Here is a 25,618-nt window from a genome sequence, read left to right on the forward strand (position 1 = left end):
CCCGCCCGGGCGGAGGTGTTGAATGAGCCTTGTTCGGTGTCCACACCACCGGAGGTCCCCATGCGCGTCGAGTCCGCGGCACTGTCGCTGTCCTGGATCCCCTCAGAGTCCGTCCGTGGCTGGCTCAAGGCGGGCTTCGATGTGGGGCTCTCGCACTACGACACGCCGCCCGACGACACCGTGGCCGGCTTGGGCGCAGTCCACGGTCTGCGCGCCGAGGACCGGTTCCGTTTCGTCAACCACCTGCAGGCATGGGCGGAATTCGACGACGACGGCAATCCGACCGAGTCGGGCTACACGCCCGATTCCGACATCATCCTCGGCGCGACGACGGTCCGGCTCGCCGGCGTTGGGGCGACCTTCGCGGCGTACTCCCTGCCGGTGCTGCGGCACGAGCCCGTCGTCGATCAGCGCGCCGGGGCAGTGCGGTTCACCCAGACAGTGGGCTGCCGGACCGGTGTGCCGCTGCCCCGCCCGGTGCCGCACGCGCCGTACTTCCTGTGGCAGGCACCCATCGCGTGGACGACGTTGACGTTGACGCTGCGCGCCAACGGCAGTGCGGAGATCGCCATGCCGGGCGCGAGCTCCTTCCCCAGACACTGGGTGTACGGCCCGGACGGCCACCTCGTCCTCAAGAGCGGCCTGACCGACCTCGAGCGCTGGCTGGCGCACTCCTTCGGCGCGCGGACGCCCTGGGGCGCCCAGGACTCCGAGGCGCTCGTCGTCGAGGCCGAGTCGGCCCTGGAGCGCGAGCTTTCGGCGACCATCATGCGGGCCGGCACGCGCCCGGAGATCCGCCGGTTGCCGACCGGCACCACGGTGACCGTCCAGGGGGAACCGGGCGAGGACCTCTACCTGGTCTTGGACGGGGTGCTGGACGTCGATGTCGACGACCGCACCGTCGGGCGGGTCGGACCGGGAGCCGTCCTGGGGGAGCGGGCCCTGCTCGAAGGGGGCCTGCGCACCTCGACGGTCCGGGCGTCCACTCCGGTCAGGCTCGCTGTCGCAGCCGCTGGCACGGTCGACCTCGACAAGCTGCGCGCCGTCGCCGAGCTGCACCACCGCGAGGACGGGCCGGCGTGACGGAGCCACGGGCGGGACCGTCCCACGACTACAGGGCGCTGCCCGACGGCACCGTGACCATGCTCTTCTCGGACATGGAAGGCTCCACAGCCCTGCTGAGGCGTCTCGGCGACCGGTATGCCGAGGTCGTCACGCTCCAGCGCCGGATCCAGCGCGATGCCTTCGTGCGGCACGGCGGGCACGAGCTCGGGACCGAGGGTGACAGCTTCTTCGTCGCGTTCTCCAGAGCTCAGGAGGCGGTCGCCGCCGCCCTGACGGCACAACGCGCCATCGCCGAGGTCAGTTGGCCGGGCGATGCGGCCGTCCGGATCCGGACCGGCCTGCACACCGGTGAGCCACGTCGACACGAGGACGGCTACGTCGGCCTGGACGTCCACCGCGCGGCCCGGGTCGCCGCCGCGGCGCACGGCGGGCAGATCCTTCTCACCGAGGCGACCCGCCGGCTCGCCGGTGACGTCCCCGGGACCGGCGCGAAGGATCTCGGCGAGCACCGGCTCCGGGACCTGCCCGGCACGACCCGCCTGTACCAGCTGCTCGCCGACGGGCTCGACGCCGATTTCCCGCCTCCGCGGACTCTCGGTCGCGGCTCGAGCGTCCCGCAGTTCTCGACCACGCTGGTCGGTCGCGACGTCGAACGCCGTGCGCTCGAAGGTTTCCTGACCGAGCAGGGGTGCCGACTCGTCAGCGTCACCGGGCCGGGCGGCGTCGGAAAGACCCGTCTCGCGGCCGCGGTCGCGACGGATCTCGACGGAGCGTTCCGGGACGGGGTGCACTTCGTGCCGCTGGCGCCCATCCGGTCGCCGGACGTCATGTGGTCCACGCTGGCCGAGACCCTCGGGATGGCGGAGCAGCTGGACGATCCTGCGCAGCTACTCGAGGACCTGGCCACGCGTGACCTCCTGCTGCTCCTCGACAACCTCGAGCACCTCCACGGTGCGGCCGACGTCGTCGACCAGCTGGTGCGGGCAGGCCCGAGCGTGCGGGTGCTCACGACGTCCCGGCGACCTCTCCACATCACCGGGGAGCAGGAGTTCCCGTTGTCGCCTCTGGAGGTTCCGGAGGGCGCGAGCCTGCCGGACGTGTCGCTCGCCCCGGCCGTCGATCTTTTCGTCCAGCGCGCGCGGCTGGTCCGGCCGACGTTCGTGCTGGACGATCACAACGTCGCGGACGTGGTGGCCGTGTGCCGCCAGCTCGACGGAGTGCCGCTCGCCATCGAGCTCGTGGCCGCGGCCGCCAAGATGTTCGGTCCGCGAGCCATGCGCGCCCGGGTCGGCCGCTGTCTCGAGATGGTGACGTCCGCTGTCGGCGTGCCGGACCGGCAGCGCACGCTGCGGGCCGCCATCGCGTGGAGCTATGACCTGCTGCCACCACCCGTGCGGCGTGCCTTCCGCCAGCTAGGCGTCTTCGACGGTGAGTTTGACCTCGAGGCGGCTGCCGCCGTCCTGGACGACGACGCGGAGCCCCTGGATCTGATCGCGGAGCTGATCGACGCCAGCCTCGTCATGGTGCGCGAAGCGCCGGACGGAGAGCCGCGGCTGCGGGTGCTGCGCACCGTGGCGGCGTTCGGTCGTGAGCGACTCGCGGAGGAGGGCGAAGAGCACGACACCCGGCGACGCCACGCCGGCCACTACCTCGACCTTGCCGAGTCGGCCGGGCCGCAGCTGCGCTCGTCGGCACACCTCCTGGGACGCGACCGGCTCGTCGCCGCGGGGCCGAACCTGCGCGGCGCCCTGACGTGGTGCTTCGGCACCGACGGGCTCGACCGACCGGCCGACATCCGGACCGGACTCCGGCTGTGCCAGCAGCTCGCCTGGTTCTGGTATGGCTGCGGACACCGGACCGAGGGACGCAGGTGGCTCTCCGTTGCGGCCGCGGCCGCCGAGGGAGACACCGACGAGCACATGGACGTGCTCCATGGCTTGGCCGTGCTCACCCTGCAGACCGGCGACGCCGACCGGAGCCGCGAGCTGTTGACGCGGACTCTGGCCCACCACCGCCGACGCGGGGATGCCCGCGGGGTCGCCCGGTCCCTCAACGCCCTGGGAGGTGCGCACCGGGCACTCGGTGACCCCGAGGGCGCCCGCGCCCTGTGGACCGAGGCAGCGGACACTGCTCGAGCCACGGGTATGACGCGTCCGCTGGCCACAGCTGTGTCGAACCTTGCCGCACTCGAGCTCGACGCCGGCAACCACGATGCCGCCCTTCCGCTGTTCCGCGAGAGTCTCGAGCTCGATCGGGGACTCGGTGACGCGTGGGGCATCACGGCCGGCCATATCAACATCGCCACCACGTACCTCCGGGCCGGTCACCTCGACGCGTCCGAGCAATGCCTCGTCGAGCAAGGCTCGGTGGTCCTGGGGCTGGGTGACGACGAGCTGGTAGTCGACGTCCTCGAGATCGCCTGCGCGATCGCCGCGCGGCGCGGTCAGGCTCGCCGCGCCGCCCGGCTCCTCGGCGCGGCACGAGCTCTGCGCCGGCGCGCGGAGCTCGCCATCACCGAGCCGGACCGTGTCTACCTCGAGGCCCAGATCGCACCGGTCCGTGCCGCGTCCGACCCGCTGCGATGGGCGGCGGACGAGGCGGACGGCGCGCTGCTGGACGCCGACGCTGCCCTCGGTGAGGCGACGGAGCGGGCGCCTACGGGCATCGACACCGTGGCATCATCGAACCCCTGCCCCTCGTGATTCCGGAGCCTCCATGACGACGTCGTCCGAGACCGACGGCACCACCGGCGATGTCGAGCAGACCCACGCCGTTGCTGGAGCGGGACACATGCGTGACGGGATTGTCGTCGGCGAGGACGGCCTGGCTCGTCCCGCATGGGCCGCTACCGACGCGCTGCTGCGCGAGTACTACGACTCCGAGTGGGGCATGCCCGTGCGCGGCGAGCGGGCCGTCTTCGAACGGCTCAGCCTCGAGGCGTTCCAGTCGGGCCTGTCCTGGGCCGCCGTCCTGCGCAAGCGGCCCGCCTTCCGGGAGCTCTTCCACGACTTCGACGCCGATGCCGTCGCCGCCCTCACCGACGACGACGTCGAGCGCCTCATGCAGGACGCCCGCATCATCCGGAACCGCCGCAAGATCGAGGCGACCCGCACCAATGCCCGTGCCACCATCGCGCTGCGCGAGGAGGGCGGCCTGGAGCGGCTCGTCTGGTCCTACCGGCCCGAGCGGACACCGAGGCCGCGTACCCCGGAGGACGTGCCGAGCAGGAGCGAAGAGTCCGTCGCGCTGTCCAAGGAGCTGCGCCGGCGCGGGTTCGCGTTCGTCGGCCCGACGACCATGTACGCCCTCATGGAGGCCATCGGCATCATCGACACGCACCTCGTCGGCTCTCACCGGCGCGGCGCCTCGGGCCTGTGGCACCCAGACGGCACGCCGCGTGACGCACCGGCCGCGGTCGCGGTCGACAGGGGAGCGGTCTAGGCGCACCCGGCCGACCGGGCGTGTCGTCGATCCGACGTTCGACGAGCAGGCGCGGGCCGGACATGCAGAACTGGCCAGTCGGCGCTCGATAGTAATCTGCTCACGCTGACGACGACGCTGACGGAGGAGACGATGGCCGTGACCGAACCTGAGGCCGAGCACGTGCTGCGGGCGAGCGTGGGCGAGCTGCCGCGGCTCGTCGGGAAGCCGTTCGGCCCCTCCGCGTGGCGCACGATCACCCAGGACGAGGTGCAGCGGTTCGCGGACCTCACCGGGGACGACAACCCCATCCACACCGACGAGGCCGCCGGCGTGGCGAGCCCCTTCGGCACGACGGTGGTCCACGGCTACCTCACCCTCGCCCTCGTCGTACCCCTCATGGCGGAGGTGCTCGTCGTCGACGAGGTCGGCACCGGTGTCAACTACGGCATCGACAAGCTCAGGTTCCCCGCCCCCGTCCCAGTCGGCTCTCGCGTCCGGCTGAGCGGCACCGTCGCAGACGTCACGGAGGTCTCCGGCGGCTACCAGCTCCACGCCGACGTCGCCTTCGAGACCGAGGGCTGGTCCAAACCGGCCTGCGTCGCCCGGCTCGTCCTGCGGTACTACCGGTAGATGCGCACGTACGGCGAGGTCTGGCGGCAGGTCGCTGCCGCTGTCCCGGAGCGCACCGCCGTCGTCTCCGCCGCTGGGCCGATGAGCTACCGCCGGCTCGAGGGTGACGCCGCCCGTCTCGCCGGACTGCTCCGTCACCACGGCGTCGGACACGGGGACAAGGTCGCCATCTACTCCTACAACTGCCCCGAGTACCTGGTGACCGTGTTCGCGGCCCTCACGCTCGGTGCGGCGCCGGTCCCCGTGAACTTCCGCTACCGGTCCAACGAGGCGCTGCCGCTGCTCGAGGACTGCGGCGCCGTCGCGCTGGTCTACCCGCGGTCCCTCGCCGCGGTGGTGCGCGAGGTCGAGCCGCGGGCGACCAGCCTGCGGCTGCTCCTCGAGATCCCGGACGACACGCCCGACGGGATGCCCGAGGACCGGGCCGACGAGCCGGGCCACGCACCGGCCGTTGCGGGTGCGGTGCCGTTCCACGCCCTGACCGAGGCGCCGGAGCACCGGCCAGAGCCGATGCCGGACGACGGCGAGCTCCTGCTCTACACCGGCGGCACCACCGGCCGTCCCAAGGCGGTCGTCTGGTCCGTCGCGGAGCTGTTCGAGGTCCAGCAGTACGCCACCTACGGCACCCTCGGCCTGCCCGTTCCGACCACCGTGGACGAGGTCGTCGACATCGCTCGTGACCCCGCCACACCGCGTACCGTCGTGATGCCGCTCGCGCCGTTCATGCACGGCACAGCCCTGTTCAACAGCATGAACGTCCTCACCCTCGGCGGCACGGTCTCGGTCCTGGCATCCGCGCGGCTCGACGCGGCCGAGGCGGTCCGGCTCGTCCGCGAGCACGGCGTCACCCGGCTCGTCGTCGCGGGCGACTCGGTGGCGCGACCCTTCCTCGACGCGGTGGAGGCGAGCAGCGAGGCCGGGCTCCCGTCGCTCAGCTCCGTCCTGTCCTCCGGCATGCGGCTGAGCGACGACACCAAGGCGCGTCTGCACGCCCTCGGAGACGTCACCGTGTCCGACTTTCTCGCGTCCACCGAGGGTGGGCCCTACGCCGTCGCGGTCTCGAGGAGCGCGGAGGATCTGCCCGCGCGGCTGCGGCTGTTCCCGGACGCCGTCGTCCTCGACGAGCGGCGCGAGGAGATCCAGCACCGGGTCGGCGCGGTCGGGACGCTCGCGTTCCGCGGCGCGCTGCCCAAGGGCTACCTCGGCGACCCGGAGAAGACGGCCGAGACCTTCCCGGTCATCCGCGGCCGCCGCCACGTCGCGCCGGGCGACTACGTCGAGGTGCTCGCGGACGGCTACGTCGAGCTGCTCGGCCGAGGCAGCTCCGTGGTCAACACCGGTGGGGAGAAGATCTACCCGGCGGAGGTCGAGGAGGCGCTCATGAGCCACCCCGACGTCACGGACGCCGTCGTCGTCGGCGTCCCGGACGAGAAGTGGGGCGAGGCGGTCACCGCCGTGGTCGCCGTCGTGGGATCGACCGTGACGGGGGAGGAGCTGATCCGGCACGTCGGCACGCAGCTCGCCGGGTACAAGAAGCCCAAACGCGTCGTGCTGCATGAGCGTCTGGAACGCAGCCCGACCGGGAAGCTCGACATGCGGGCACTCCGCGCCGAGCTCGGACGCTGACTTCCTCCTGCGGCGGAGGCGGCAGCTACCGCGCCGCCGTCACCACGCCCTGCCACTGCTCGGGCGTCAGCGCAGGGCCGGGCTCGGCAGCGGCGCGGGACCCGCGGGAGAGCGCACGGCAGATGGCGATCGCGTCGGCGAGCAGCGTGCGCAGCCGTTCGTCGCTGTCCGGGACGCAGGCCGTGGCGATGCCCGGGACCGCGAAGTCCAGGATCACCGGGCCCGGGTGGAACCGCACCGGTCCCACCACGCCCTGGTTGATGAACCGTCGCGCCCACTCCGCAGCCATGGGTGCCTCGGCCAGCGCCATGGCAGTGGTCGGCCGCAGGGACTCGGGGTCACGACCGTCGCCGGCGGCCAGCATGCGGTCGACGCTGAGGACGCCGACGGCGAGCGAGCGTTGCGTCTCCTCGGCTACGACGGGCAGTGCCGTGGTCGCCGTCAGCAGCGCGATCTCGTGGTCCCACCGCGGGTCGGTGCTCGTCAAGCCGATGACCGACGGCACCAGCGTCGCGAGCCGCGGCCGTGCGGCGTCCGAGGTGCAGTCGTTGACCAGTCGCGCGAGGTGCCCGAGAAGCCGGTGCGTGCAGGCAGGGCGGTCGCTCCACCGCTCGCCGGCGAGGTGCGAGGCGAGCTCCATGAAGCACGCGCCCTTGCGTGGGTTCCGGTGCTTGCCCCGCCCGAGCATCGGCAGGATGTCGTAGTCGTTGTCCATGACCTCTGCTCCGCTCCAGAGTGATCGTTGTCACTCCAGGATGCTCCTACCCAGGCGGAGTGCGCAACGGGAACAGAGGGTCGGGGCGTACCCGATCGGCGTGGTGCCTTGACAGGGCGGTGACTTGGCCTCGGCCGGCCGGCTCGCCGGTGCAGCCAGGCCGGTGCAAGAGACGCAGCGACGACGCCGGACTCAGGCGTGCGCCGCGGCTAGCCCCATCCTCAGGGAACGCTGGAAGTTCTGCTCCCGCTCCTCGGGGCTGAAGTCACCCGACGGGTCGAGCAGATGGTCCGAGATGGTCAGCACCGCCAGCGCCTCGCGGCCGTACTCGGCGGCGATCGCGTAGAGCCCCGCCGCCTCCATCTCGACGGCGAGGGTGCCGTAGTCGGCCAGCGCCCGGATCTGCTCGGGCGGGTTGCCGTAGAAGTGGTCGCGGGAGACCACCGGCGCCACATGCAGGCCGGGGGCGTCGCCGTCGGCCGCCACAGCGGCGGCCACCAGCGGGTACGAGGCGACCGCGGAGAACCGGATACCGGGGATGCGGCGCTCGTTCATCGCGGAGTCCGTGTGCGCACCGAGCGCGACGACGACGTCACCGACTCCCACCGCCGGTGAGAGGCCGCCGGCGGTGCCGACCCGGACGATCCGCTGGACGTCGTAGTGGCTGAACAGTTCGTTCGCGTAGATGCCCAGGGAAGGCATGCCCATCCCGGAAGCCATCACCGTCAGCGGCCTGCCGTCCACCTCGCCGGTGTAGACGCCGTTGCCCCGGACCTCGGAGACGAGGCGGGCGTCCGGCATGAGCTGGGCGGCGATGCGCTCGGCACGCCTCGGGTCGCCCGGCAGGAGGACGGCCGGTGCGATGTCGCCCTGCTCGGCGGCGATGTGCGGGGTGGGCATGGGCTCTCCTCGGGTGTGCGTCGCGGCGCCGGTCATCCTCCCACGCCCGGCACCACCCCCAACCCCCGGCGACTCGTCATCGACGTGCTGACTCGTCATCGGCGTGCTGACTCGTCATATCTCGATGTCGAGAGGTGACGACTCGACGCAGAAGTGACGAGTCGGCACAGAGGTGACGACTCGGCAAGGGGTGGGGGTGAGGCGGCGGGCGCAAGACTGGCGCTGGCGGGCACCCGGTCACCGGGTCGTCATGAAGGCTTTCTCATCTGGTCGTCATCTGTTGCTCACGGCCGCGCGTCATCGTTGCCGGTAGCGAGAAGTCCTCGTCACGGATGGGGGAACTGATGACCACCTCGGCGGCGCCGCCCGCAGCACAGCACCCGACAACCGTGCGCCCACGGAGAGTCCGGCACCGGCCGCGAGTGGCCCTGTACTCCCACGACGCCCAGGGTCTGGGCCACGTGCGCCGCAACCTCGCGATCGCGCACTCCCTGAGCACCCTGGACCCGGCCCCGGACGTGCTGCTGCTGACCGGCGCCCCCGAGGCCGTCACCGCCCACCGGCCCACCGGCTGCGACCTCGTCTCCCTGCCGGCGCTGGCCAAGGACGCCGACGGCGACTACGGCGCCCGTCACCTCTCGGGCCTGGAGCATGTCGTCGACATGCGACGCGCGGTCCTCACCGCGGCGCTCAGCTCGTTCCAGCCGGACGTCCTGGTCGTCGACAAGCACCCGCGGGGCCTGCGTGGCGAGTTGGAGCCGGCGCTGCGGGCGCTGGAGGACACACCGACGAAGGTGGTCCTCGGCCTGCGGGACGTGCTCGACGCTCCCGAGGTGGCCCGCCGCGAGTGGCAAAAGGACCGCAGTCCCGCGGCCCTGGCCCGCTGGTACGACGAGATCTGGGTCTACGGCGACGCCTCCGTCACCGACCCCCTCGCGGACCTCGACCTACCGGTGCGGCTGCGCGAGCGCACGATCCATACCGGCTACCTGGCCCACGGTCGCGAGACCGCCACCTCGGGGCGGCGCACCGACGTCGACACGCCGTACGTCCTCGCCATGGTCGGCGGCGGGTCCGACGGCGCAGCCCTCGCCGAGACCTTCGCGGCCGCACCCCTGCCCGACGGCCACACCGGCGTCCTCGTGACCGGCCCGCAGATGCCGGCCGCGGAGCGGCTCCGAGTGCGGCGGATCGCCGCGCAGCGGACCGGCATGGCCGTGCACGACTACGTCGAGGATGCCCCCGCACTGCTCGCGCGCGCCTCCGCCGTCGTCGGCATGGGCGGTTACAACACGGTCTGCGAGGCCATGGCGGCCGGCACGCCGATGCTCGTCGTCCCCCGGGTCAGCCCGCGCACCGAGCAGCTGGTCCGAGCCCGCGCCCTGACCCGGGCAGGCGCCGTCGACCATCTCACCCCGGACAGGCTGAGCACCGGCGCCATCACGTCCTGGGCCGAGGGCGCCGTCACCCGCCCACACAGTCGGGCCACCTGCGTCGACCTTGACGGACTCTCCCGCCTGCCCCAGCTGCTCACTGCACTCGTCAGCCGGACGGAGAACGCCCATGTCGCCTGAGCCCACGCCTGAGCCCACGCCTGAACCCGTCTCGCCAGGGCCCGAGGTCCACGCCGGCACGACCGAGCGCATCGGCTACGTGCTGAAGATGTACCCGCGGTTCTCCGAGACCTTCGTCGTCTCCGAGATCCTCGCCCGCGAGGCACGCGGCACCCAGATCGAGATCCTCTCGCTGCGCCCGCCGGTGGACCCGCGGTTCCACGACACTCTCGCCCGCGTCCAGGCGCCCGTGACGTACGTGCCCCGTGCCCGCAAGGCCGAGGACCTGTGGGCGTCCGCGGCCCGGGGCCAGGCGGTGCTTCCCCGCCTGCCCGAGGTGCTGCCCGAGCTGCTCCGGGCCGAGGCGTCCGACGCCGCCCAGGCGCTCGAGGTCGCCGTCGCCGCCGTCGAGCTGAGGCTGACGCACCTGCACGCCCACTTCGCGTCCCTGGCCACCACCGTCGCGCGCCTCGCGTCGCTGCTGTCCGGCGTGCCGTACTCCTTCACCGCCCACGCGAAGGACCTCTTCCACGCCGACGTCGTCCCGGCCGACATCGCCCGCAAGATCACCGACGCCGATCACGTCGTCACCGTCTCCGAGTACAACCTTCAGCACCTGCGCGAGCGCTACCCGGAGGCGGTCGCCGCCACCCCCGTGCACCGGATCTACAACGGGCTGGACCTGCCCGCCTTCGACTACGTCCCACCCGCCGGGCGCATGCCGCACGAGCCCACGGTGGTCGCCGTCGGACGACTGGTGGAGAAGAAGGGCTTCGACGTGCTGATCGACGCCATCGCCGCGTTGCGCGACGCCGGCCGTGGTCTCCGCTGCCGCATCGTCGGCGGTGGGATGCTCGAGGCCGAGCTGCGCGCCCAGGTCCGCGCGCTGCGCCTCGACGCGCTCGTCGACATCACCGGTCCGCTGCCGCAGGACCGCGTCCGGGCGGAGCTCGCCGCCGCCGACGTCCTCGCCGCCCCGTGCGTCGTGGGCTCCGACGGCAACGCCGACGGGCTGCCCACCGTGCTGCTCGAGGCCATGGCGCTGGGCACGCCGTGCATCACCACCGACGTCACCGGCATCGGCGAGGCCGTCCGGCACGGAAGTACCGGGTTGCAGGTCCCGCAGCACGACCACCGGGCGCTCGCCACCGGCATCGCCAGGCTGCTCGACGACGCAGCCCTGCGCAGTCGCCTCGCCGGCGCCGCCCGTGCGCTCGTCGAGGCCGAGTTCGACTCCGCGGGCCAGGCCGCCCGGCTGGAGGCCGTCCAGCGTGGCGTGCGCCCCGCCCCGGTACCCGTCGTCCGCGACGACGCCCTCGTCGCGGCCGGGAGGTGACCCCGACGTGCATATCGCCTATGTCTGCGCCGACCCCGGCATCCCCGTGTTCGGCACCAAGGGTGCCTCCGTCCACGTCCAGGAGGTCCTCGGTGTCCTGCTGGCGGCCGGTCATACCGTCGACCTGTTCTGCCGCCGCACCGGCGGCGACCCGACCGGGACGCTCGCCGACGCCGCGACCGCGGGCCGGCTCACCGTTCACCGGCTCGACCGCATCACCGACTCCGACGTCGCCGCCCGCGAACGTGGCCTCGTGCGCGGCGACGGCGAGATGCGGGTGGCGCTCGCCGCGGCCGCCCGTGCGCGGCCGTTCGACGCCGTCTACGAGCGGTACTCGCTGTGGAGCCGCGCCGGCACCCGCTACGCCGGCGAGCACGGACTGCCGAGCGTGGTCGAGGTCAACGCGCCGCTCCCGCTGGAGCAGGCCCGACACCGCGGCCTCGTGCACACCGCGGAGGCGGACGCCGTCGCCCGGGACGTCCTCTCCGCGGCGACGGCGGTCGTGTGCGTGTCCGAGCCCGTCGCGGCCTGGGCCCGCCGCCAGGCTCCGTGGGCCCGCGTCCGCGTCGAGCCCAACGGCGTGAACACCGACCGCATCCGCACGGCGTACATCGAAGGCACCGTGCCGCCGCAGCAGGCCAAGCCGTTCACCGTCGGGTTCGTCGGCACCCTCAAGCCCTGGCACGGGACCGAGACGCTGCTCGACGCCGTCGCGCTCCTGGTCCGCGACGTCCCGGACGCCCAGCTGCTCCTCGTGGGCGACGGTCCGCAGGCGGAACCGCTGCGCCGTCGCGCCGACGACCTCGGCATCGCGGCGGCGACCACCTTCGCCGGAGCGGTCCGACCGGCCGAGGTGCCCGCCTGGCTCGCCGCGATGGACGCCGCCACCGCCCCGTACCCGGCGCCCGAGACCTCCGGCGAAGGTGCGGGAGAGGCGTACTTCTCACCGCTGAAGGTGCTCGAGTACATGGCGGCCGGCCTGCCCGTCGTCGCCTCCGCCGTCGGTCAGCTGCCGGACCTGGTCGACGACGGCCGGACCGGGATCCTCGTCCCCGGCTCGGACCCCGCAGCCCTCGCCGCCACGCTGGCGGACCTGGCGGGCGACCCGGCGCGCCGTCGTCGCCTCGGCACGGCGGCACGCCGAGAGGTGGCGCGGTCACGGACCTGGACGCACGTGGTGGACCGGTCGCTGGCGGCGGCCGGTCTCCACCTCCGCCCCACGGAGGTGGCGGTATGAGCGCCAGCCCGTCCGCCGACCTGCGCACCGCCGCCCCGGCGCTGCGCCGCACGCTCGCCTACCTGCGGCCGCACCTGCGCCCGCACCGCAAGCTCGTCGGGGGTGGCTTCGTCGCGCTCTTCGCGGAGGTCGTCTTCCGGCTCCTGGAGCCCTGGCCGCTGAAGTTCGTCATCGACGCCGTCATCGCACCGGGCGCCGCGGAGGAAGCGGGCATCGGGCGGCTGCTGGTGCTCTGCGCGATCGCGGTCGTGGGCGTCGCCGGCCTGCGCGCGCTGGCGTCCTACCTGATGACCGTGTGCTTCGCCCTGGCCGGGACGCGCACCATGACCGCGGTACGGGCCGAGGTCTACGCCCACGCCCTGCGGCTGTCCCTCCGCTTCCACAGCACCACGCGCTCCGGCGACCTGATCAACCGGCTGATCTCCGACGTCGGGAAACTGCGCGACGTCGCGGTGACGGCCGCGATGCCGCTCATCGGGAACGTGGTCACCCTCGTCGCGATGCTCGCCGTGATGCTCGTGCTGGACTGGCGGCTCGGCCTCGTCGTCCTCGCCGCGTTCCCGGTCTTCGCCCTGCACTCGAGCCGCTCGTCGAAGAAGATCACCTCCGCGTCCCGGCAGCAGCGCCGGCGCGAGGGCGAGCTGGCGGGCGCCGCCGGGGAGTCGTTCGGTGCCATCAAGGTGGTCCAGGCCTACTCGCTGCAGAAGAAGCTCGAGGAGGGCTTCGCCTCCTCCAACGCCAAGGAGCTGACCGAGGGCGTCAAGGCCACCCGGCTGTCCGCCGGGCTGGAACGGTGGACCGACGTCCTCGTCGGCATCGCCACCGGCGCCGTGCTGCTCGTCGGGGGCTGGTCCGTGCTGCACGGCCATCTGACCCCCGGCGAGCTCGTCGTCTTCGTCCAGTACCTCAAGGGTGCCTTCAAGCCGATGCGGGACCTCGCCAAGTACACCGGCCGCATCGCCAAGGCGGCGGCCTCCGGCGAACGGATCCTCGACCTGGTCGAGACCCACCAGGAGATCAGCGACGCCCCCGGAGCCCACCGGTTCCACCGGCCCGCCGGGCAAGTCAGGCTCGACCACGTCACCGTCTCCTACGGCGACGGGACCCTCGCCCTCGACGACGTGACCGTCAACGTCCGCCCGGGCGCCCGCGTAGGCCTGGTCGGGCACTCCGGCTCCGGGAAGTCGACCCTGGCGTCCCTGCTGCTACGTCTGCAGGACCCCGTCTCCGGCGCCGTCCGGATCGACGGGCACGACCTGCGCCAAGTCACCCTCGCGTCGCTGCGCTCCCGGGTCGCGGTGGTCCTGCAGGAGTCCGTGCTGTTCACCGGCACCGTCCGCGAGAACATCCGGCTCGGCAACCCCGAGGCATCCGACGACGACATCGACCGGGCCGCACGGGCGGCGAACGTGCACGAGTTCGTCGAGCGGCTGCCCGAGGGCTTCGAGACCGTCGTGGGGGAGCGGGGCGAGACCCTCTCCGGTGGGCAGCGCCAACGCATCGCCATCGCCCGCGCCATGCTCCGCGACGTGTCCGTCGTCGTCCTCGACGAGGCCACGACCGGGCTCGACGCCGGGAACTCCGCCGTCGTCCGCGAAGCCCTGGAGCGGCTCTCGGCCGGCCGCACCACGTTCGTCATCACGCATGTGCTGGCCGACGTCCTGGACTGCGACCACGTCGTGGTGCTCGAGCGCGGCAAGGTCCTGGAGCAGGGCAGCCCGGGCGAGCTCGCCGCCACGCCAGGATCACGACTGGCCGTGCTCGGTGCGGCCGTCGCCGAGGGGAAGGAGGTGCGCCGTGCGAACCGATGACGCCGTGCTGTCCGACACTGTGCTGCCGCACGAGACGCGGACGGACGACGAGCGGCTCGCCGCCGCGGAACCGGATCTGCCGGGCGTCCGGCAGATCCTCGACCTCGAGGCCCTGCGTGACTGCTTCCGGGACGGCTGGGGCGACGCCGCGGTCGAGGAAGTCCGGGTCACCTACCTGCGGTACAAGCCGGGCACGTCGCTCGTCGCCGGGCTGGTCGTGACGGGGCGCAACGGCGCCCGGACCCGGGCCTTCGCCGCGGCGCACCGCCGTGACACGCCCCAGAAGATCACCAAGGCGCTCCGCGCCGCGGACCCGGACGACGGCGGACGGCCGGCTCTCGCCGACCGTGCCCTCGGTCTCGCGCTGGGTGGGGCGAGCGCCGACCGGCGGCTTCCCGGCATCCGCCGGGTCCTCCGGCGCCCGGGCGTCGTCGAGCCGCTGGTGTACAAGCCGGGCCGCCGGTGGGTCGCGTTCGTCGACCGGGACGGCACGCTCGGCCGCCCCTCCGTCGTCAAGGTCCACGCACCGTCCCGGGTCGCCGACCACGTCGCTCGCCACCGGCTCCTCGCCGGACTGGTGCCCACCGCCGAGCTGCTCGAGGTCGGTGCACGCCACGGTGTGGTCCGGACCGGCTTCGTGCCCGGCACACCTCTTGACCGTCTCGGTCGCCCCGACCTCCGTCCGGAGGAGCACCGACCTGCGGCCGACCACTGGCACGCGGCCGGCACCCTCGCCGCGCACCTGCACCAGGCACCCCTGCCCCGCGGCACCGGCGTCCCGCTCGAGCGCCGGCACGAGCTCGCCGTCGCGGTCGAGGCGGTCGCGGCCGTGAGGCCGGACCTCGACGGCGCGGCCCGGGAGATCGCCCGGTTGGTGCTGCTCGCCGTCGACGGGCGCCGCGAGCGTGCCCTCGTCCACGGCGACCTGTCCGCGGACCAGGTCATCGTCCGACCCGACGGTGGCCTCGCCCTCGTCGACCTCGACCGTGCCGGCATCGACGACCCGTTGGCGGACCTCGCCGACTGGGTGGCTGCCGAGATCGCCGCCGGACGCACGGCCGCGCTGGACCCGGCCGAGATCCTCGGTCCCCTGCTCGTGGGCTACCGGGAGGCGGGCGGCAGCGCGGACCCGCGGGCACTGACCGCGCTGAGCGCCGGCGCGCTGCTGCAACGCGCCACCGAGCCCTTCCGGACCCACGAGCCCGGTTGGGGCGCCCGGATCGGCTCGCTCCTCACCGCGGCCCACGAGCTCGCCACCGAGGCGGCGCGGCCGGGCGGCGGGACTGCGCGCTCGGCACCGGCCGGCTGGGCAACCGCCGGACCAGCTGGTGCCCACGGATGGCTGCCCGCCGAGGTGCGCGAGGGAGAGGCTCGCTGGACGCTCTCGCGAGCCTGGCCGCGCGGCACGGGCCACGCTCTCCTCGAGCTCACCGATGACACGGGCCGCACGGTCGCCGGGCAGTGGTTCGCCGATCCGGCCGACCTCGCGCACGCCGCCCGACGCGCACCGGAACCGGCCCGCGTGGCCGGCGGCATCCTGCTCCAGCCCGACGGCGCAGACGGCCGGCTCCGCGCTCTCGCCGGTGTCCTCGCCCGGCCCGGCACCCGGCTCGTCGCGCACCGGCCGGGACGTCGCGCCGTCGTCCGGGCGGAGTGGCCGGACGGAACCCAAGCTGCAGACGGCCCCGCGGCCGAGTACGTCAAGGTGGTACGGCCCAGACGAGTCGCCGGTGTCGCACGCCACCTCCGGCACGTCGCGTCGCTGCGCTCCGCCGTCGTGCCCACGGTGCTCGGCCTGGACGAGGCCGCCGGCGTGCTGCGGCTCTCCGCCGTCGGCGAGACGACACTCCTCGAGGCCGGGGCGGACCCGGCCCGGACTGCGGCAGAGCTCGGCCGTGCCTGGGAGCAGGTCGGCCGCGTCGTCACCGAGCTCCAGGAGCTCGTCCAGGACGGTCTGCCCGCGCACGACGCCGAGGACGAGATCGCCGCCGTCGGCGCGTGGACCCGTGCGGCCGTCCAGCACGGGCTGCTCGACGGCGATGAGGTCGAGGCGGCCACCCGCACCGTGGAGCGCGAGCTGCGCGCGCTGCCCGACGTGCCGCTGCTCGGGGTACTCCACCGCGATCTGCACGACAAGCAGCTGCTGCTGCGCGGCGATGCCGACGGACGCCTCGGACTGATCGACGTGGACACGCTCGCCGTCGGGGAGCGTGCCCTCGACGTCGCCAATCTCGAGGTCCATCGCGAACTCCGGCAGCTGCAGGGCCTGCTCACCCCCGAGCGGGCCGAGGTGGCGCGGGCCGCGCTGCGCCGGACGTTGCCGGCGGACGAGCGTCTCTGGTCGCGGGTGCCGGCCTACGCCGCGGCGACGCGGTTGCGCCTCGCCGGCGTGTACGCGTTCCGTCCTCGGTGGGCCGCCCTCGGCCGGGAGATGCTGGCCACGGTCGAGCTCGTCCGCCGCATGACTCACGGTTGACGTCGAAACGCCATCCGCGCCGAGTCGTCACTGATGCGCCGAGTCGTCACTGACGTGCCGACTGGTCACCTCTCGACGTCGAGGGATGACTAGTCGGCACGGAGTTGACCAGTCGGCACGGGGGAGGGGCGGCGGCAGGTGGGCAGCGCGGACGGGGTGGATCGCTCGAGAGTCAGGACCAGAGGCGGCGGGTGGCGATCTCGGCGCCCTGAGCCAGCGACTCGAGCTTCGCGACGGCGATCTGCGGGTGGATGCGCCCGCCGAGCCCGCAGTCGGTCGAGGCGATGACGTTCTCGCGTCCCACCCGTGTGGCGAACCGCTCGATCCGGTCGGCCACCAGCTCGGGGTGCTCGACAACGTTGGTCGCGTGCGAGACGACCCCCGGCAGGATGATCTTCCCGTCGGGGAGCGTCACGTCCTCCCACACCCGCCACTCGTGCTCGTGGCGGACGTTGCCGGCCTCGAAGGAGTAGGCCCCCGCGTTGATGGACAGCATCAGGTCGACGATGTCCTTCATGGCGATGTCGGTGGTGTGCGGGCCGTGCCAGGAGCCCCAGCACAGGTGGAAGCGGATCCGGTCCGCGGGCAGACCGCGCAGCGCGTGGTTCAGCGCCTCGACCCGCAGCCGGGTGAAGGCCACGTAGTCCTCGACGGACGGCTCGGGCTCGATCTGGTCGAAGTTCTCCGCGATCGAGGGGTCGTCGATCTGGAGCAGCAGGCCGGCGTCGATGACCGCCCGGTACTCCTCGCGCAGCACGTCGGCCCACGCGTAGAGCAGATCCTCTTCGCTGCCGTAGTACTTGTTGGTGGTGCGCGAGGCGCTGCCGGGGGAGACGGCGGTGATGAATCCCTCCTGTGCACCGGTCGCCTCGACCGCCGCCCTGAGGTTCGCGGTGTCCTGGGCGATGGCGTCCTGGCCGGTGTAGCTGATGGGGCCGGTCACCGCGGGGAAAGCCTTGGGCCGGCCCATCATCACCCCGGAGTCCGGATCGGCGTAGGCCTCGGCGAACCGCTGCCGGTCCCGGCGGTGCAGGAAGCCGGTGAGGCGGACGTCGCCGGGGGAGGAGAGCACCTTCTCGGTAGCCCACGCCTGGTCCGGGTCGAGCTCCAGGCCGCCCGTGCGCTGGAAGGAGTAGGACCACCAGGCGCCGAAGTCGATCGGCGAGGACATGGACTTGCCGTACTCACCGTCGCCGACCACCGTGATGCCCAGCTCGAGCTGGCGGCGGACCAGGTCGCGGACGGCGTCGCGGAGCAGCTCGCCGAACCCCTCCGGGTCCCCTCCCTCGTCCCGTGCCGCGTTCGCCTCGATCAGCTCGGGAGTCCGGGGCAACGAGCCCGCGTGGGTGGTTCGGGTGTGCTCGGTGGATCGCAGCATGCCGTCATGTTCCCACCCGGATTCACCACCCGTTTCGGCGCGTCGGGCCCGTCCCAGCCGCTGGACTCGACATGCGGGTCTAGCATGTGCGGCGATGAGCACTCAGAAAACGGCTCCGCACGTCGGACGCGAGCAGTGGACCGGCCAGCTCGGCTTCCTCCTTGCGGCGATCGGCTCTGCCGTCGGCCTCGGCAACATCTGGCGGTTCCCAGGTGTGGCGTACGAGAACGGCGGCGGCGCGTTCCTGATCCCGTACCTGGTGGCGCTGCTGACGGCCGGTGTGCCGATCCTGCTGCTGGACTATTCCTTCGGGCACCGCTTCCGTGGGGCCGCGCCCACCGTCTTCCGCCGGGTCGGCAGGCGGTTCGAGTCGCTCGGCTGGTTCCAGGTGGCCATCTCGTTCGTCATCGCGACGTACTACGCGGTCATCATCGTGTGGGCCATCCGGTACATGTTCTTCTCCGCGACCCTGGCGTGGGGTGACGACCCGACGGGCTTCTTCGTCGGTGACTTCCTGCAGGATGCCGGGACGGGGCTGTCGTTCGACTTCGTCGGTGGCATCTTCTGGCCGATGCTGGCCCTGTGGCTCGTCACGCTCACCGTGCTCGGGCTGGGCGTCGCCAAGGGGATCGAGCGGACGGTCAAGATCTTCATCCCGCTGCTGGCCGTGGTCTTCCTGATCCTCGTCGTGCGGGCCGTATTCCTCGAGGGCGCGCTCGACGGCCTCAACGAGTTCTTCACCCCGAACTGGGCGGCGCTCGCCGACCCGGGCGTGTGGATAGCCGCCTACAGCCAGATCTTCTTCTCGCTGTCGATCGCCTTCGGCATCATGCTCACCTACTCCAGCTACCTGCGTCGCAGGTCGAACCTGGTGCCCGTGTCCTACGTGGCCGCGTTCGCGAACTCCTCGTTCGAGCTGCTGGCCGGCATCGGGGTCTTCGCGACCCTCGGCTACATGGCGGGGCAGCAGGGCGTCGCGGTGGGTGAGCTCGAGGGCATCACCGGTGTGGCACTCAGCTTCATGACGTTCCCGCAGATCATCTCGATGATGCCGGGCGGGCCGGTCTTCGGCGTGCTGTTCTTCGCCTCCCTGACGCTGGCCGGATTCACCTCCTTGGTCTCGATCCTGCAGGTGGTCTCGGCCGCGTTCCAGGAGAAGTTCGCTCTCAGCCGCGTCCAGGCCACCGCCGCCATCGGCGGGCTGTGCGCGGTCATCTCGCTGGCCCTGTTCTCCACCACCACCTCGCTGGCGCTGCTCGACACCGTCGACAAGTACACCAACGAGGTCGGCGTGGTGCTCTCCGCGATCCTCAGCTGCCTGGTCGCCGGTTTGTTCGCCCGCAAGCTGCCCGAGCTGCAGGCCCACCTCAACTCCGTCTCCACGGCCCGGGTCGGCACCTGGTGGCGCGTCCTCGTCGGCTTCATCGTGCCGATCGCCCTGCTGTACATGCTGATCAGCAGCCTCGTCACCCTGTTCACCGAGCCGTACGCCGGCTACCCGTGGAGCTTCGTCAACACGGTCGGGTGGGGCGTGGTCGGCGCCATGGTGGTCGCCGCCGTCGGCTACTCGTTGATCAGGTGGCGCAGGCCCGTGGACGACTTCGATCCTGAGGCCCTCGACAGGAAGGCGACGTCATGACCACCACCGCCATCATCATGATGATCATCGCGATGCTCGTGGTCTGGGGCGGCCTGGTCGTCGCCGTCGTGTACCTGGCCCGGAACCCCATCTCGGACGAGCACGTCGACGAGACGGACGTGCCCGGCCCGGCCAGCCCTCGCGACGGCGAACGATAGCCACCGAGGCCGCCGCCACTACGAGCGCAGCCAGAGAGGCGGCCGCGGCGAGGACCGACCGGGCCCGCGGCCCGGCCATCATCCGCCTCGCTTGAGCCGCGAACGACGCGGAGTCGTTGACCTTGGGGAACGGCTCGTCCGGTACGTCCACGCCCAGGAACGCGCACAGCGGCTCCCAACCGTCCCGGACGTCGAACGTCAGGAGCCGGTCGGCGGGGACGTGCGCCTGGACCTCGCGGACGTGGCGCTCGTACGCGGCGACCGCCTCCGCCCGGGTCGGCATCCGACCCCTCGCAGCGGCGTCCGCCCCGTGGAAGAAGTCGTCGAGCATCGGGCGCAGCTCCTCGACGAGCCGTGACTGGGAGGGCCGGAGGACGCGGAGCAGCGACATGACCGCCCGGTCCATCGCCGAGTCGCCGTAGGCCTGCGCGAGGATTGTCGCCGACATGCTGTCGTACCAGCGGTCCGGATCCCGAACGGTCAGCAGGACCCTGGCGTCGGGGTAGGCATCGACGATCTCGCGCCACCGGGCTGCCGCCGGCCAGTCGACCGTCGAGCGGTAGCCGGCGAAGATCTCGTGCCACGGCACGGGCTCCCCGGCGAGCACGCGGGCCCAGCGCTCCGCCAGCTCACCGCGTCGCACGGCCTCCGTCATGTGGTGGCACGGGGTGTACCCCAGCCGCTCCAGCGCGGTCTTCACCGACAGTGTGCCGGTACGTCCCAGGCCCGCTCCGACGACGTCCATCCCTCTGCGCCTCTCCAGGCTCTCCGTAGCTTTCGTCGGTCAGCCTAGGACGTCCGAGAGGCGGTAGGTGACCGGCTCCTCCAGCTGGGCGTAGGTGCAGGACGCCGGCTCGCGGTCCGGGCGCCAGCGCCGGAACTGGGCCGTGTGCCGGAAGCGGTCACCCTCCATGTGGTCGTAGGCCACCTCGACCACCAGCTCGGGCCGCAGCGGCACGAAGGAGAGGTCCTTCTTCGCGTTCCACCGGCTCACGGCCCCGGGCATCCGCTTGCCGGCATGAGCCTCCTGGTCCGCCCACGCGCCCCAAGGGTGCTCGGACAGGTCGACGTCCCGGTAGGGCTCCAGCTCGTCCAGCAGGGACTTCCGGCGCGCCATCGGGAACGAGGCGGAGACACCCACGTGGTGGAGGACGCCGTCGTCGCCGTACAGGCCGAGCAGGAGTGAGCCCACCACATCCCCGGTCTTGTGCCAGCGGAACCCCGCGACGACGCAGTCGGCCGTCCGCTCGTGCTTGACCTTGAACATGGTCCGCTTGTTCGGCTGGTAGGTGCCGTCGAGCGGCTTGGCGACGACACCGTCGAGGCCGGCTCCTTCGAACGTCTCGAACCACTGGGTCGCCTCGGCGAGGTCCGCCGTCGCGCGGGTGAGATGGATGGGTGCCTCCGCCGGTGCGAGGGCGTCCTCGAGGCGTGCGCGCCGCTCGCGTAGCGGCCGGCCGGTCAGGTCGTCGGGGCCCAGCGCGAGCAGGTCGAACCCGATGAAGGAGACCGGGGTCTGCTCGGCGAGCATCCGCACCCGGCTGTCCGCCGGGTGGATGCGCTGCTGCAGGGCGTCGAAGTCCAGCCGCTCGCCGGTGATGACGACGATCTCGCCGTCGAGCACGCACTTCTCGGGCGTGCTCACCAGGATCGCCTCGACGAGCTCGGGGAAGTACCGCGTCATCGGCCGCTCGTTGCGGCTGCCCAGCACGACCTCGTCGCCGTCCCGGAAGACGATGGTGCGGAAGCCGTCCCACTTCGGCTCGGTGTGCCCGAGGTCGGGGATCTCCTTGACCGACTTGGCGAGCATGGGCGAGACCGGGGGCAGCACAGGCAGTTCCATACCGAGCGAATCTATCGGCCCGGGATCGCCGGCGGTACCGACTCGGGTGCGGCGCGGCACCGGTGTCCTCCTCAGGCGGCGTCGCCGAGCGGTGCGGGGCACTCGCCGCCCGGCTCGGTCGTCAGCTCGTAGTGCCACACCTCGTTCGAGTACGTCTGGCACAGCCCGTAGCGGGAACCGTGCCGGCTCATCCAGTAGGCGGCGTCAGTGGGTCCGACATCGACGGCGTCTCCGCTCACGTGGGCCGAGCCCCCGGGCGTCTCGACCCAACGCCGGGCCTCGGCGAGGCTGCCGTACTCCGCGACGGCGTCGTCGAGCAGGGACTGCTGGTACTCGGCGCTGCGCCACCCGGACGTGACCATGATGTCGATGCCCTCGTCCGCGGCGTCCCGGCTGGCGTCGAGCAGCGCCTGACGAAGCGCCGGGTCGAGGCCGGTGACGGCCGCGACGTCCGAGGAGGGGGCGACGCGCTCGGACAGGTAGCCGTCCGCCGGGGTGATGACCCCGTCCGAGTCGGCGGCCTCCCGGGCCGTGGCCCGGTCTGCATCCCTCGTCGCTGCTTCCGTGCCGCAGCCCGCGAGCCCGACGACGGCGACGAGCAGCGCCACGCCCGCGCCGGCCCTGGTGGCGGCGCGAGCTGGCGCACGGACCGTGCGAGAGTCTTGGCGTCGTGTCATGCGGTGTCTCCTCCCGTGCCGGTGTGGTTCGCCGCGACAGGCCGGCGTGGTCCGGCGCGGTAGTGAGCAGTCCATCGGTCGAGGTGTTGCGGGGGCGTGAAGCGGTCGGCACACATCCGCGCAACATCGCCATTCGTAGGCTGTCGGGCGGAGAGCACGGGCAGCGGAGAGACACGGGCAGGGGAGACGAGGGCGAGCTGATGCGGGTACTGGTGGTCGAGGATGAGGTCGACCTCGCCGAGGCGATCAAGACGGGCCTGGGCTACGAGGCCATCGCGGCAGACCTCGCCCTCACCGGTGACGAGGCCTTGGCGGGTCTCCGCGTGAACGACTACGACGTGGTGGTGCTCGACAGGGACATCCCCGGAACCCACGGCGACGAGGTGTGCCGCGTCATCACCCGGGACCACCCGTCCATCCGCGTGATCATGCTGACGGCCGCCACGCGGCTGACCGACAAGGTCGGCGGGTTCGAGCTCGGCGCCGACGACTACCTCACCAAACCGTTCGCGTTCGCCGAGCTCGTCGTTCGACTGCGTGCCCTGGCACGCCGACCGGAGGCCACCGCCCCACCGGTCCTGCAGGCCGGGGACCTTCGCCTCGATCCGTACCGGCGGGAGGTCTACCGCAACGATCGCTACCTCCGGCTGACCCGGAAGCAGTTCGCCGTGCTCGAGGTGCTGATGCGCGCCGGCGGCGGAGTGGTCAGCGCCGAGCAGCTGCTCGAGAAGGTCTGGGACGAGAACGCGGACCCCTTCACCACGGCGCCGCGAGTGACCATGTCCACGCTGCGCAAGGTGCTGGGGCAGCCCGACCCGATCGAGACGGTCCCGGGCGCCGGCTACCGCATGCGGGACGCCTCGTGACACCGTCCGGCGCACCCGCCCGCCGCGCAGTCACCGGTGCCCCGCCCACCCGATACTCGAGCGCCCGGCTGCGCCTCGCGCTGAGCTACGCCCTGTTCCTGGTCGCCGCGGGCGGCGTCGTGCTCGCCGCGACCTACGTGGTGCTGCACCAGATGCCTAACTATCCCCTGACGCCCAGCAACCCGAGGGACCGGTTGCCGGCCCCCTCGCGCCAGGAGATCTTGGAGACACTCCTCGCGGTCTCGGCCTTCGTGCTCGCCGGTCTGGCCGTCGTCGGGGTGTTCGGCGGCTGGGTGCTGGCGGGCTGGGTGCTGCGACCGCTGCGCCAGATCAACGAGGCCGCCCGGATCGCGGCCGCGGGAGACCTGAGCCATCGGATCGACCTCACGGGACGCAACGACGAGTTCCGACAGGTGGCGGACTCGTTCGACGCCATGCTCGAACGGCTGCAGGAAAGCTTCGAGGTGCGCGAGCGGTTCGCCGCGAACGCCTCGCACGAGCTGCGCACACCGCTCACCGTGACCGCGACGCTGCTCGACGTCGCTGCGCGGGATCCCGAGACGCGCACCGATCCCGAGCTGCTCGAGAAGCTCACCCGCACGAACGACCGGGCCGTCGCCCTCGTCGCCGCGTTGCTGCGCCTAACTGATTCGGACCGGCTGACCCACTTCACCCGCGTCGACCTGGCGGCCGTCGCCCGCGCCGCGGTCGCCGAGCAGGCAGAGCACGCGGCGCATGCGGGCATCACCGTCGAGACCCGTCTCGCGCCCGTGGTCACCGTCGCCGACGTCGCACTGCTGGGTCAGCTGGCCACGAACCTGGTCGACAACGCCATCCGCCACAACGACGCGGACGGCCGCGTCCGGGTCAGCACGACGATCCGGGAGGATCGCGCGACGCTCACGATCGAGAACACGGGAGCTGTCATCGGCGCCGAACAGGCACAACGGCTCCGTGAACCCTTCCTGCGCGGGGTCGGACGCCTCGCCGGCGGCGCGCGAGCCGGCCACGGCCTCGGCCTGTCGATCGTCGACCGGATCGCCAGCAGCCACGGCGGCGAGCTGGACATCGCTCCGCGCGCCGGTGGCGGGCTGGTCGTGACGGTCACCCTGCGGGCGGCCGTACCCGGCGGGCCGGCACCGCGCTGAGCTACCCCTCGTCCGGGTCCGCGCGCTTCCGAGACGGCTGCACCCGGGGCGGCTCGCCCGGCATCTTCGGATACTCCGGCGGGAACGGCAGCTCACCGAGACCGGCCTCGAGGTCCCGTTCCCACAGCTCCAGCGCCGCCTCCATGCGACCCAGAGACGACGGCTCGGTCATCGCGGCCCAGGCGTCGCCGTCGGACGAGACGATGCCGGGCACGGTGCGGACGGTGAACTCGGCGGGCGTGACGTCCCGCAGATCCTCCCACCGCACCGGCATCGAGACCGGCGCGCCGGGCAGCGGGCGCGGGCTGTACGCGGAGGCGATCGTGCGGTCCCGGTTCGCCTGGTTGAAGTCGACGAAGATCTTCTCCCCGCGCTCCTCCTTCCACCACGCGGTGGTGACGAGCTCGGGCAGGCGCCGCTCGAGCTCGCGGGCGATCGCGATGACGCCGTGCCGAACGTCGAGGAACTCGTGGGCGGGCTCGATGCGGGCGTAGACGTGCACGCCGCGATTGCCCGACGTCTTGACCCACGGGGTCAGGCCGAGCTCGAGCATGAGGTCGCGGAGGGCGAACGCGGCCTCGACGGCGTCGGTGAAGGTCCGGCCGGGCTGGGGATCCAGGTCGATGCGCAGCTCGTCCGGGTTGTCCGTGTCGGCCGTGCGCACCGGCCACGGGTGGAACGTCACCGTGTTCATCTGGACCGCCCACACCGCGGTGGCGATCTCGTCGACGACGAGCTGCGGATGCTGGCGCCCCGAGGGGTAGGTGCACACGACGGTCCGCGCCCAGGAAGGCACGCCGCGCGGAGGGTTCTTGGAGAAGAACTCCTCACCGCCGATCCCGCCAGGGAACCGCTGCAGGGTGACGGGCCGATCCCCGAGCGCGGCCAGGAAACCCTCGCCCACGGCGGCCACGTAGCAGGCGAGGTCCCACTTCGTGACGGGGCCGGCCGCCGCAGCACCGGCCGCCGGGCCGCCCGCCGCGTCCCCGCCGTCGGGCCACATGACTCGGTCCGGGCTCGAGACCCGGACCTCGCGGGAACCGTCGGGGCCGGGCACCTCCATCACCTTCGCGTCGGCCGCCATGAGGCGAGCCTAGAGCGCCCCGGCGACACCGTCGGAGAAGTTCCCCCGTCCGG

The 25,618-nt window shown here is 72.5% G+C and carries 20 protein-coding genes and 1 pseudogene; 14 read left to right on the forward strand and 7 right to left on the reverse strand.

What is annotated here, in order from left to right:
* Positions 1-36 precede the first annotated feature (36 nt).
* From ABD907_RS18990 to ABD907_RS19010, 5 genes are all read left to right on the forward strand, one after another.
* Positions 37-1,083: a cyclic nucleotide-binding domain-containing protein gene (locus tag ABD907_RS18990; RefSeq protein ID WP_345218473.1), complete on the forward strand. Its 1,047-nt coding sequence runs from the start codon at positions 37-39 to the stop codon at positions 1,081-1,083.
* On the forward strand, positions 1,080-3,767 hold the full coding sequence (locus tag ABD907_RS18995) for an ATP-binding protein (RefSeq protein WP_345218475.1): 2,688 nt from the start codon (positions 1,080-1,082) through the stop codon (positions 3,765-3,767). Before ABD907_RS18990 ends, ABD907_RS18995 begins: the two co-directional genes overlap by 4 nt.
* A gap of 88 nt (positions 3,768-3,855) precedes the next feature.
* Complete coding sequence (locus ABD907_RS19000) at positions 3,856-4,506, forward strand: DNA-3-methyladenine glycosylase I (RefSeq protein ID WP_345218917.1); 651 nt, start codon at positions 3,856-3,858, stop codon at positions 4,504-4,506.
* 132 nt (positions 4,507-4,638) lie between these two features.
* Complete coding sequence (locus ABD907_RS19005; RefSeq protein ID WP_425555792.1) at positions 4,639-5,118, forward strand: MaoC family dehydratase; 480 nt, start codon at positions 4,639-4,641, stop codon at positions 5,116-5,118.
* A complete protein-coding gene (locus ABD907_RS19010; protein ID WP_345218479.1) occupies positions 5,119-6,744 on the forward strand; it encodes an AMP-binding protein in 1,626 nt (541 codons plus the stop codon).
* Positions 6,745-6,769: 25 nt separating this feature from the next.
* Here ABD907_RS19010 and ABD907_RS19015 read toward each other — a convergent pair whose 3' ends face one another.
* A complete protein-coding gene (locus ABD907_RS19015) occupies positions 6,770-7,459 on the reverse strand; it encodes a hypothetical protein (RefSeq protein WP_345218481.1) in 690 nt (229 codons plus the stop codon).
* A gap of 192 nt (positions 7,460-7,651) precedes the next feature.
* A complete protein-coding gene (locus ABD907_RS19020; RefSeq protein WP_345218482.1) occupies positions 7,652-8,359 on the reverse strand; it encodes a purine-nucleoside phosphorylase in 708 nt (235 codons plus the stop codon).
* A gap of 422 nt (positions 8,360-8,781) precedes the next feature.
* Between ABD907_RS19020 and ABD907_RS19025 the strand changes: the two genes are divergently transcribed.
* From ABD907_RS19025 to ABD907_RS19045, 5 genes are read left to right on the forward strand one after another with little or no spacing between them, the layout of a single operon-like run.
* On the forward strand, positions 8,782-9,933 hold the full coding sequence (locus tag ABD907_RS19025) for a glycosyltransferase family protein (protein ID WP_345218485.1): 1,152 nt from the start codon (positions 8,782-8,784) through the stop codon (positions 9,931-9,933).
* Entirely contained in the window at positions 9,923-11,248 is a 1,326-nt protein-coding gene (locus tag ABD907_RS19030) for a glycosyltransferase family 4 protein (RefSeq protein ID WP_345218488.1), read from the forward strand. The genes ABD907_RS19025 and ABD907_RS19030 overlap by 11 nt, the downstream gene beginning before the upstream one ends.
* A 7-nt stretch (positions 11,249-11,255) precedes the next feature.
* Positions 11,256-12,485 (forward strand): glycosyltransferase family 4 protein, encoded by a 1,230-nt coding sequence (locus tag ABD907_RS19035; protein ID WP_345218490.1) that lies wholly within the window; start codon positions 11,256-11,258, stop codon positions 12,483-12,485.
* A complete protein-coding gene (locus ABD907_RS19040) occupies positions 12,482-14,296 on the forward strand; it encodes an ABC transporter ATP-binding protein (RefSeq protein WP_345218491.1) in 1,815 nt (604 codons plus the stop codon). Before ABD907_RS19035 ends, ABD907_RS19040 begins: the two co-directional genes overlap by 4 nt.
* A complete protein-coding gene (locus tag ABD907_RS19045) occupies positions 14,283-16,772 on the forward strand; it encodes a hypothetical protein (RefSeq protein ID WP_345218492.1) in 2,490 nt (829 codons plus the stop codon). Before ABD907_RS19040 ends, ABD907_RS19045 begins: the two co-directional genes overlap by 14 nt.
* A gap of 172 nt (positions 16,773-16,944) precedes the next feature.
* Here the strand turns inward: ABD907_RS19045 and ABD907_RS19050 are convergent, their stop codons facing one another.
* Positions 16,945-18,150: a cobalamin-independent methionine synthase II family protein gene (locus tag ABD907_RS19050; protein ID WP_345218493.1), complete on the reverse strand. Its 1,206-nt coding sequence runs from the start codon at positions 18,148-18,150 to the stop codon at positions 16,945-16,947.
* Positions 18,151-18,244: 94 nt separating this feature from the next.
* Here ABD907_RS19050 and ABD907_RS19055 point away from each other — a divergent pair, with 94 nt between their 5' ends.
* Positions 18,245-19,789: a sodium-dependent transporter gene (locus ABD907_RS19055; RefSeq protein ID WP_345218495.1), complete on the forward strand. Its 1,545-nt coding sequence runs from the start codon at positions 18,245-18,247 to the stop codon at positions 19,787-19,789.
* A pseudogene (locus ABD907_RS21315) lies at positions 19,786-19,836 on the forward strand (hypothetical protein); the annotation flags it as partial. The gene ABD907_RS19055 and the pseudogene ABD907_RS21315, both read left to right, overlap by 4 nt.
* Here ABD907_RS21315 and ABD907_RS19065 read toward each other — a convergent pair.
* The 3 genes from ABD907_RS19065 to ABD907_RS19075 all read right to left on the reverse strand — a co-directional run bounded on the left by ABD907_RS19065 (position 19,814) and on the right by ABD907_RS19075 (position 22,467).
* Positions 19,814-20,692, reverse strand: a complete 879-nt coding sequence (locus tag ABD907_RS19065) for a sulfotransferase family protein (RefSeq protein ID WP_486334120.1) — start codon at positions 20,690-20,692, stop codon at positions 19,814-19,816. The pseudogene ABD907_RS21315 and the gene ABD907_RS19065 sit on opposite strands and share 23 nt — an antisense overlap.
* 39 nt (positions 20,693-20,731) lie before the next feature.
* Positions 20,732-21,790: an ATP-dependent DNA ligase gene (locus tag ABD907_RS19070; protein ID WP_345218497.1), complete on the reverse strand. Its 1,059-nt coding sequence runs from the start codon at positions 21,788-21,790 to the stop codon at positions 20,732-20,734.
* Between the two features lie 71 nt (positions 21,791-21,861).
* Entirely contained in the window at positions 21,862-22,467 is a 606-nt protein-coding gene (locus tag ABD907_RS19075) for a M15 family metallopeptidase (RefSeq protein ID WP_345218499.1), read from the reverse strand.
* Positions 22,468-22,667: 200 nt separating this feature from the next.
* On the opposite strand from ABD907_RS19075, the gene ABD907_RS19080 reads away from it, so the two are divergent.
* The gene (locus ABD907_RS19080) at positions 22,668-23,333 is read left to right on the forward strand and encodes a response regulator transcription factor (RefSeq protein ID WP_345218502.1); all 666 of its coding nucleotides are present in this window, start codon (positions 22,668-22,670) and stop codon (positions 23,331-23,333) included.
* Positions 23,330-24,481: a sensor histidine kinase gene (locus tag ABD907_RS19085; RefSeq protein WP_345218504.1), complete on the forward strand. Its 1,152-nt coding sequence runs from the start codon at positions 23,330-23,332 to the stop codon at positions 24,479-24,481. The genes ABD907_RS19080 and ABD907_RS19085 overlap by 4 nt, the downstream gene beginning before the upstream one ends.
* Position 24,482: 1 nt before the next feature.
* On the opposite strand, the gene ABD907_RS19090 is transcribed toward ABD907_RS19085, so the two are convergent.
* Entirely contained in the window at positions 24,483-25,565 is a 1,083-nt protein-coding gene (locus ABD907_RS19090) for a DNA polymerase domain-containing protein (protein ID WP_345218506.1), read from the reverse strand.
* Positions 25,566-25,618 lie beyond the last annotated feature (53 nt).

This window comes from Georgenia halophila (assembly GCF_039541595.1).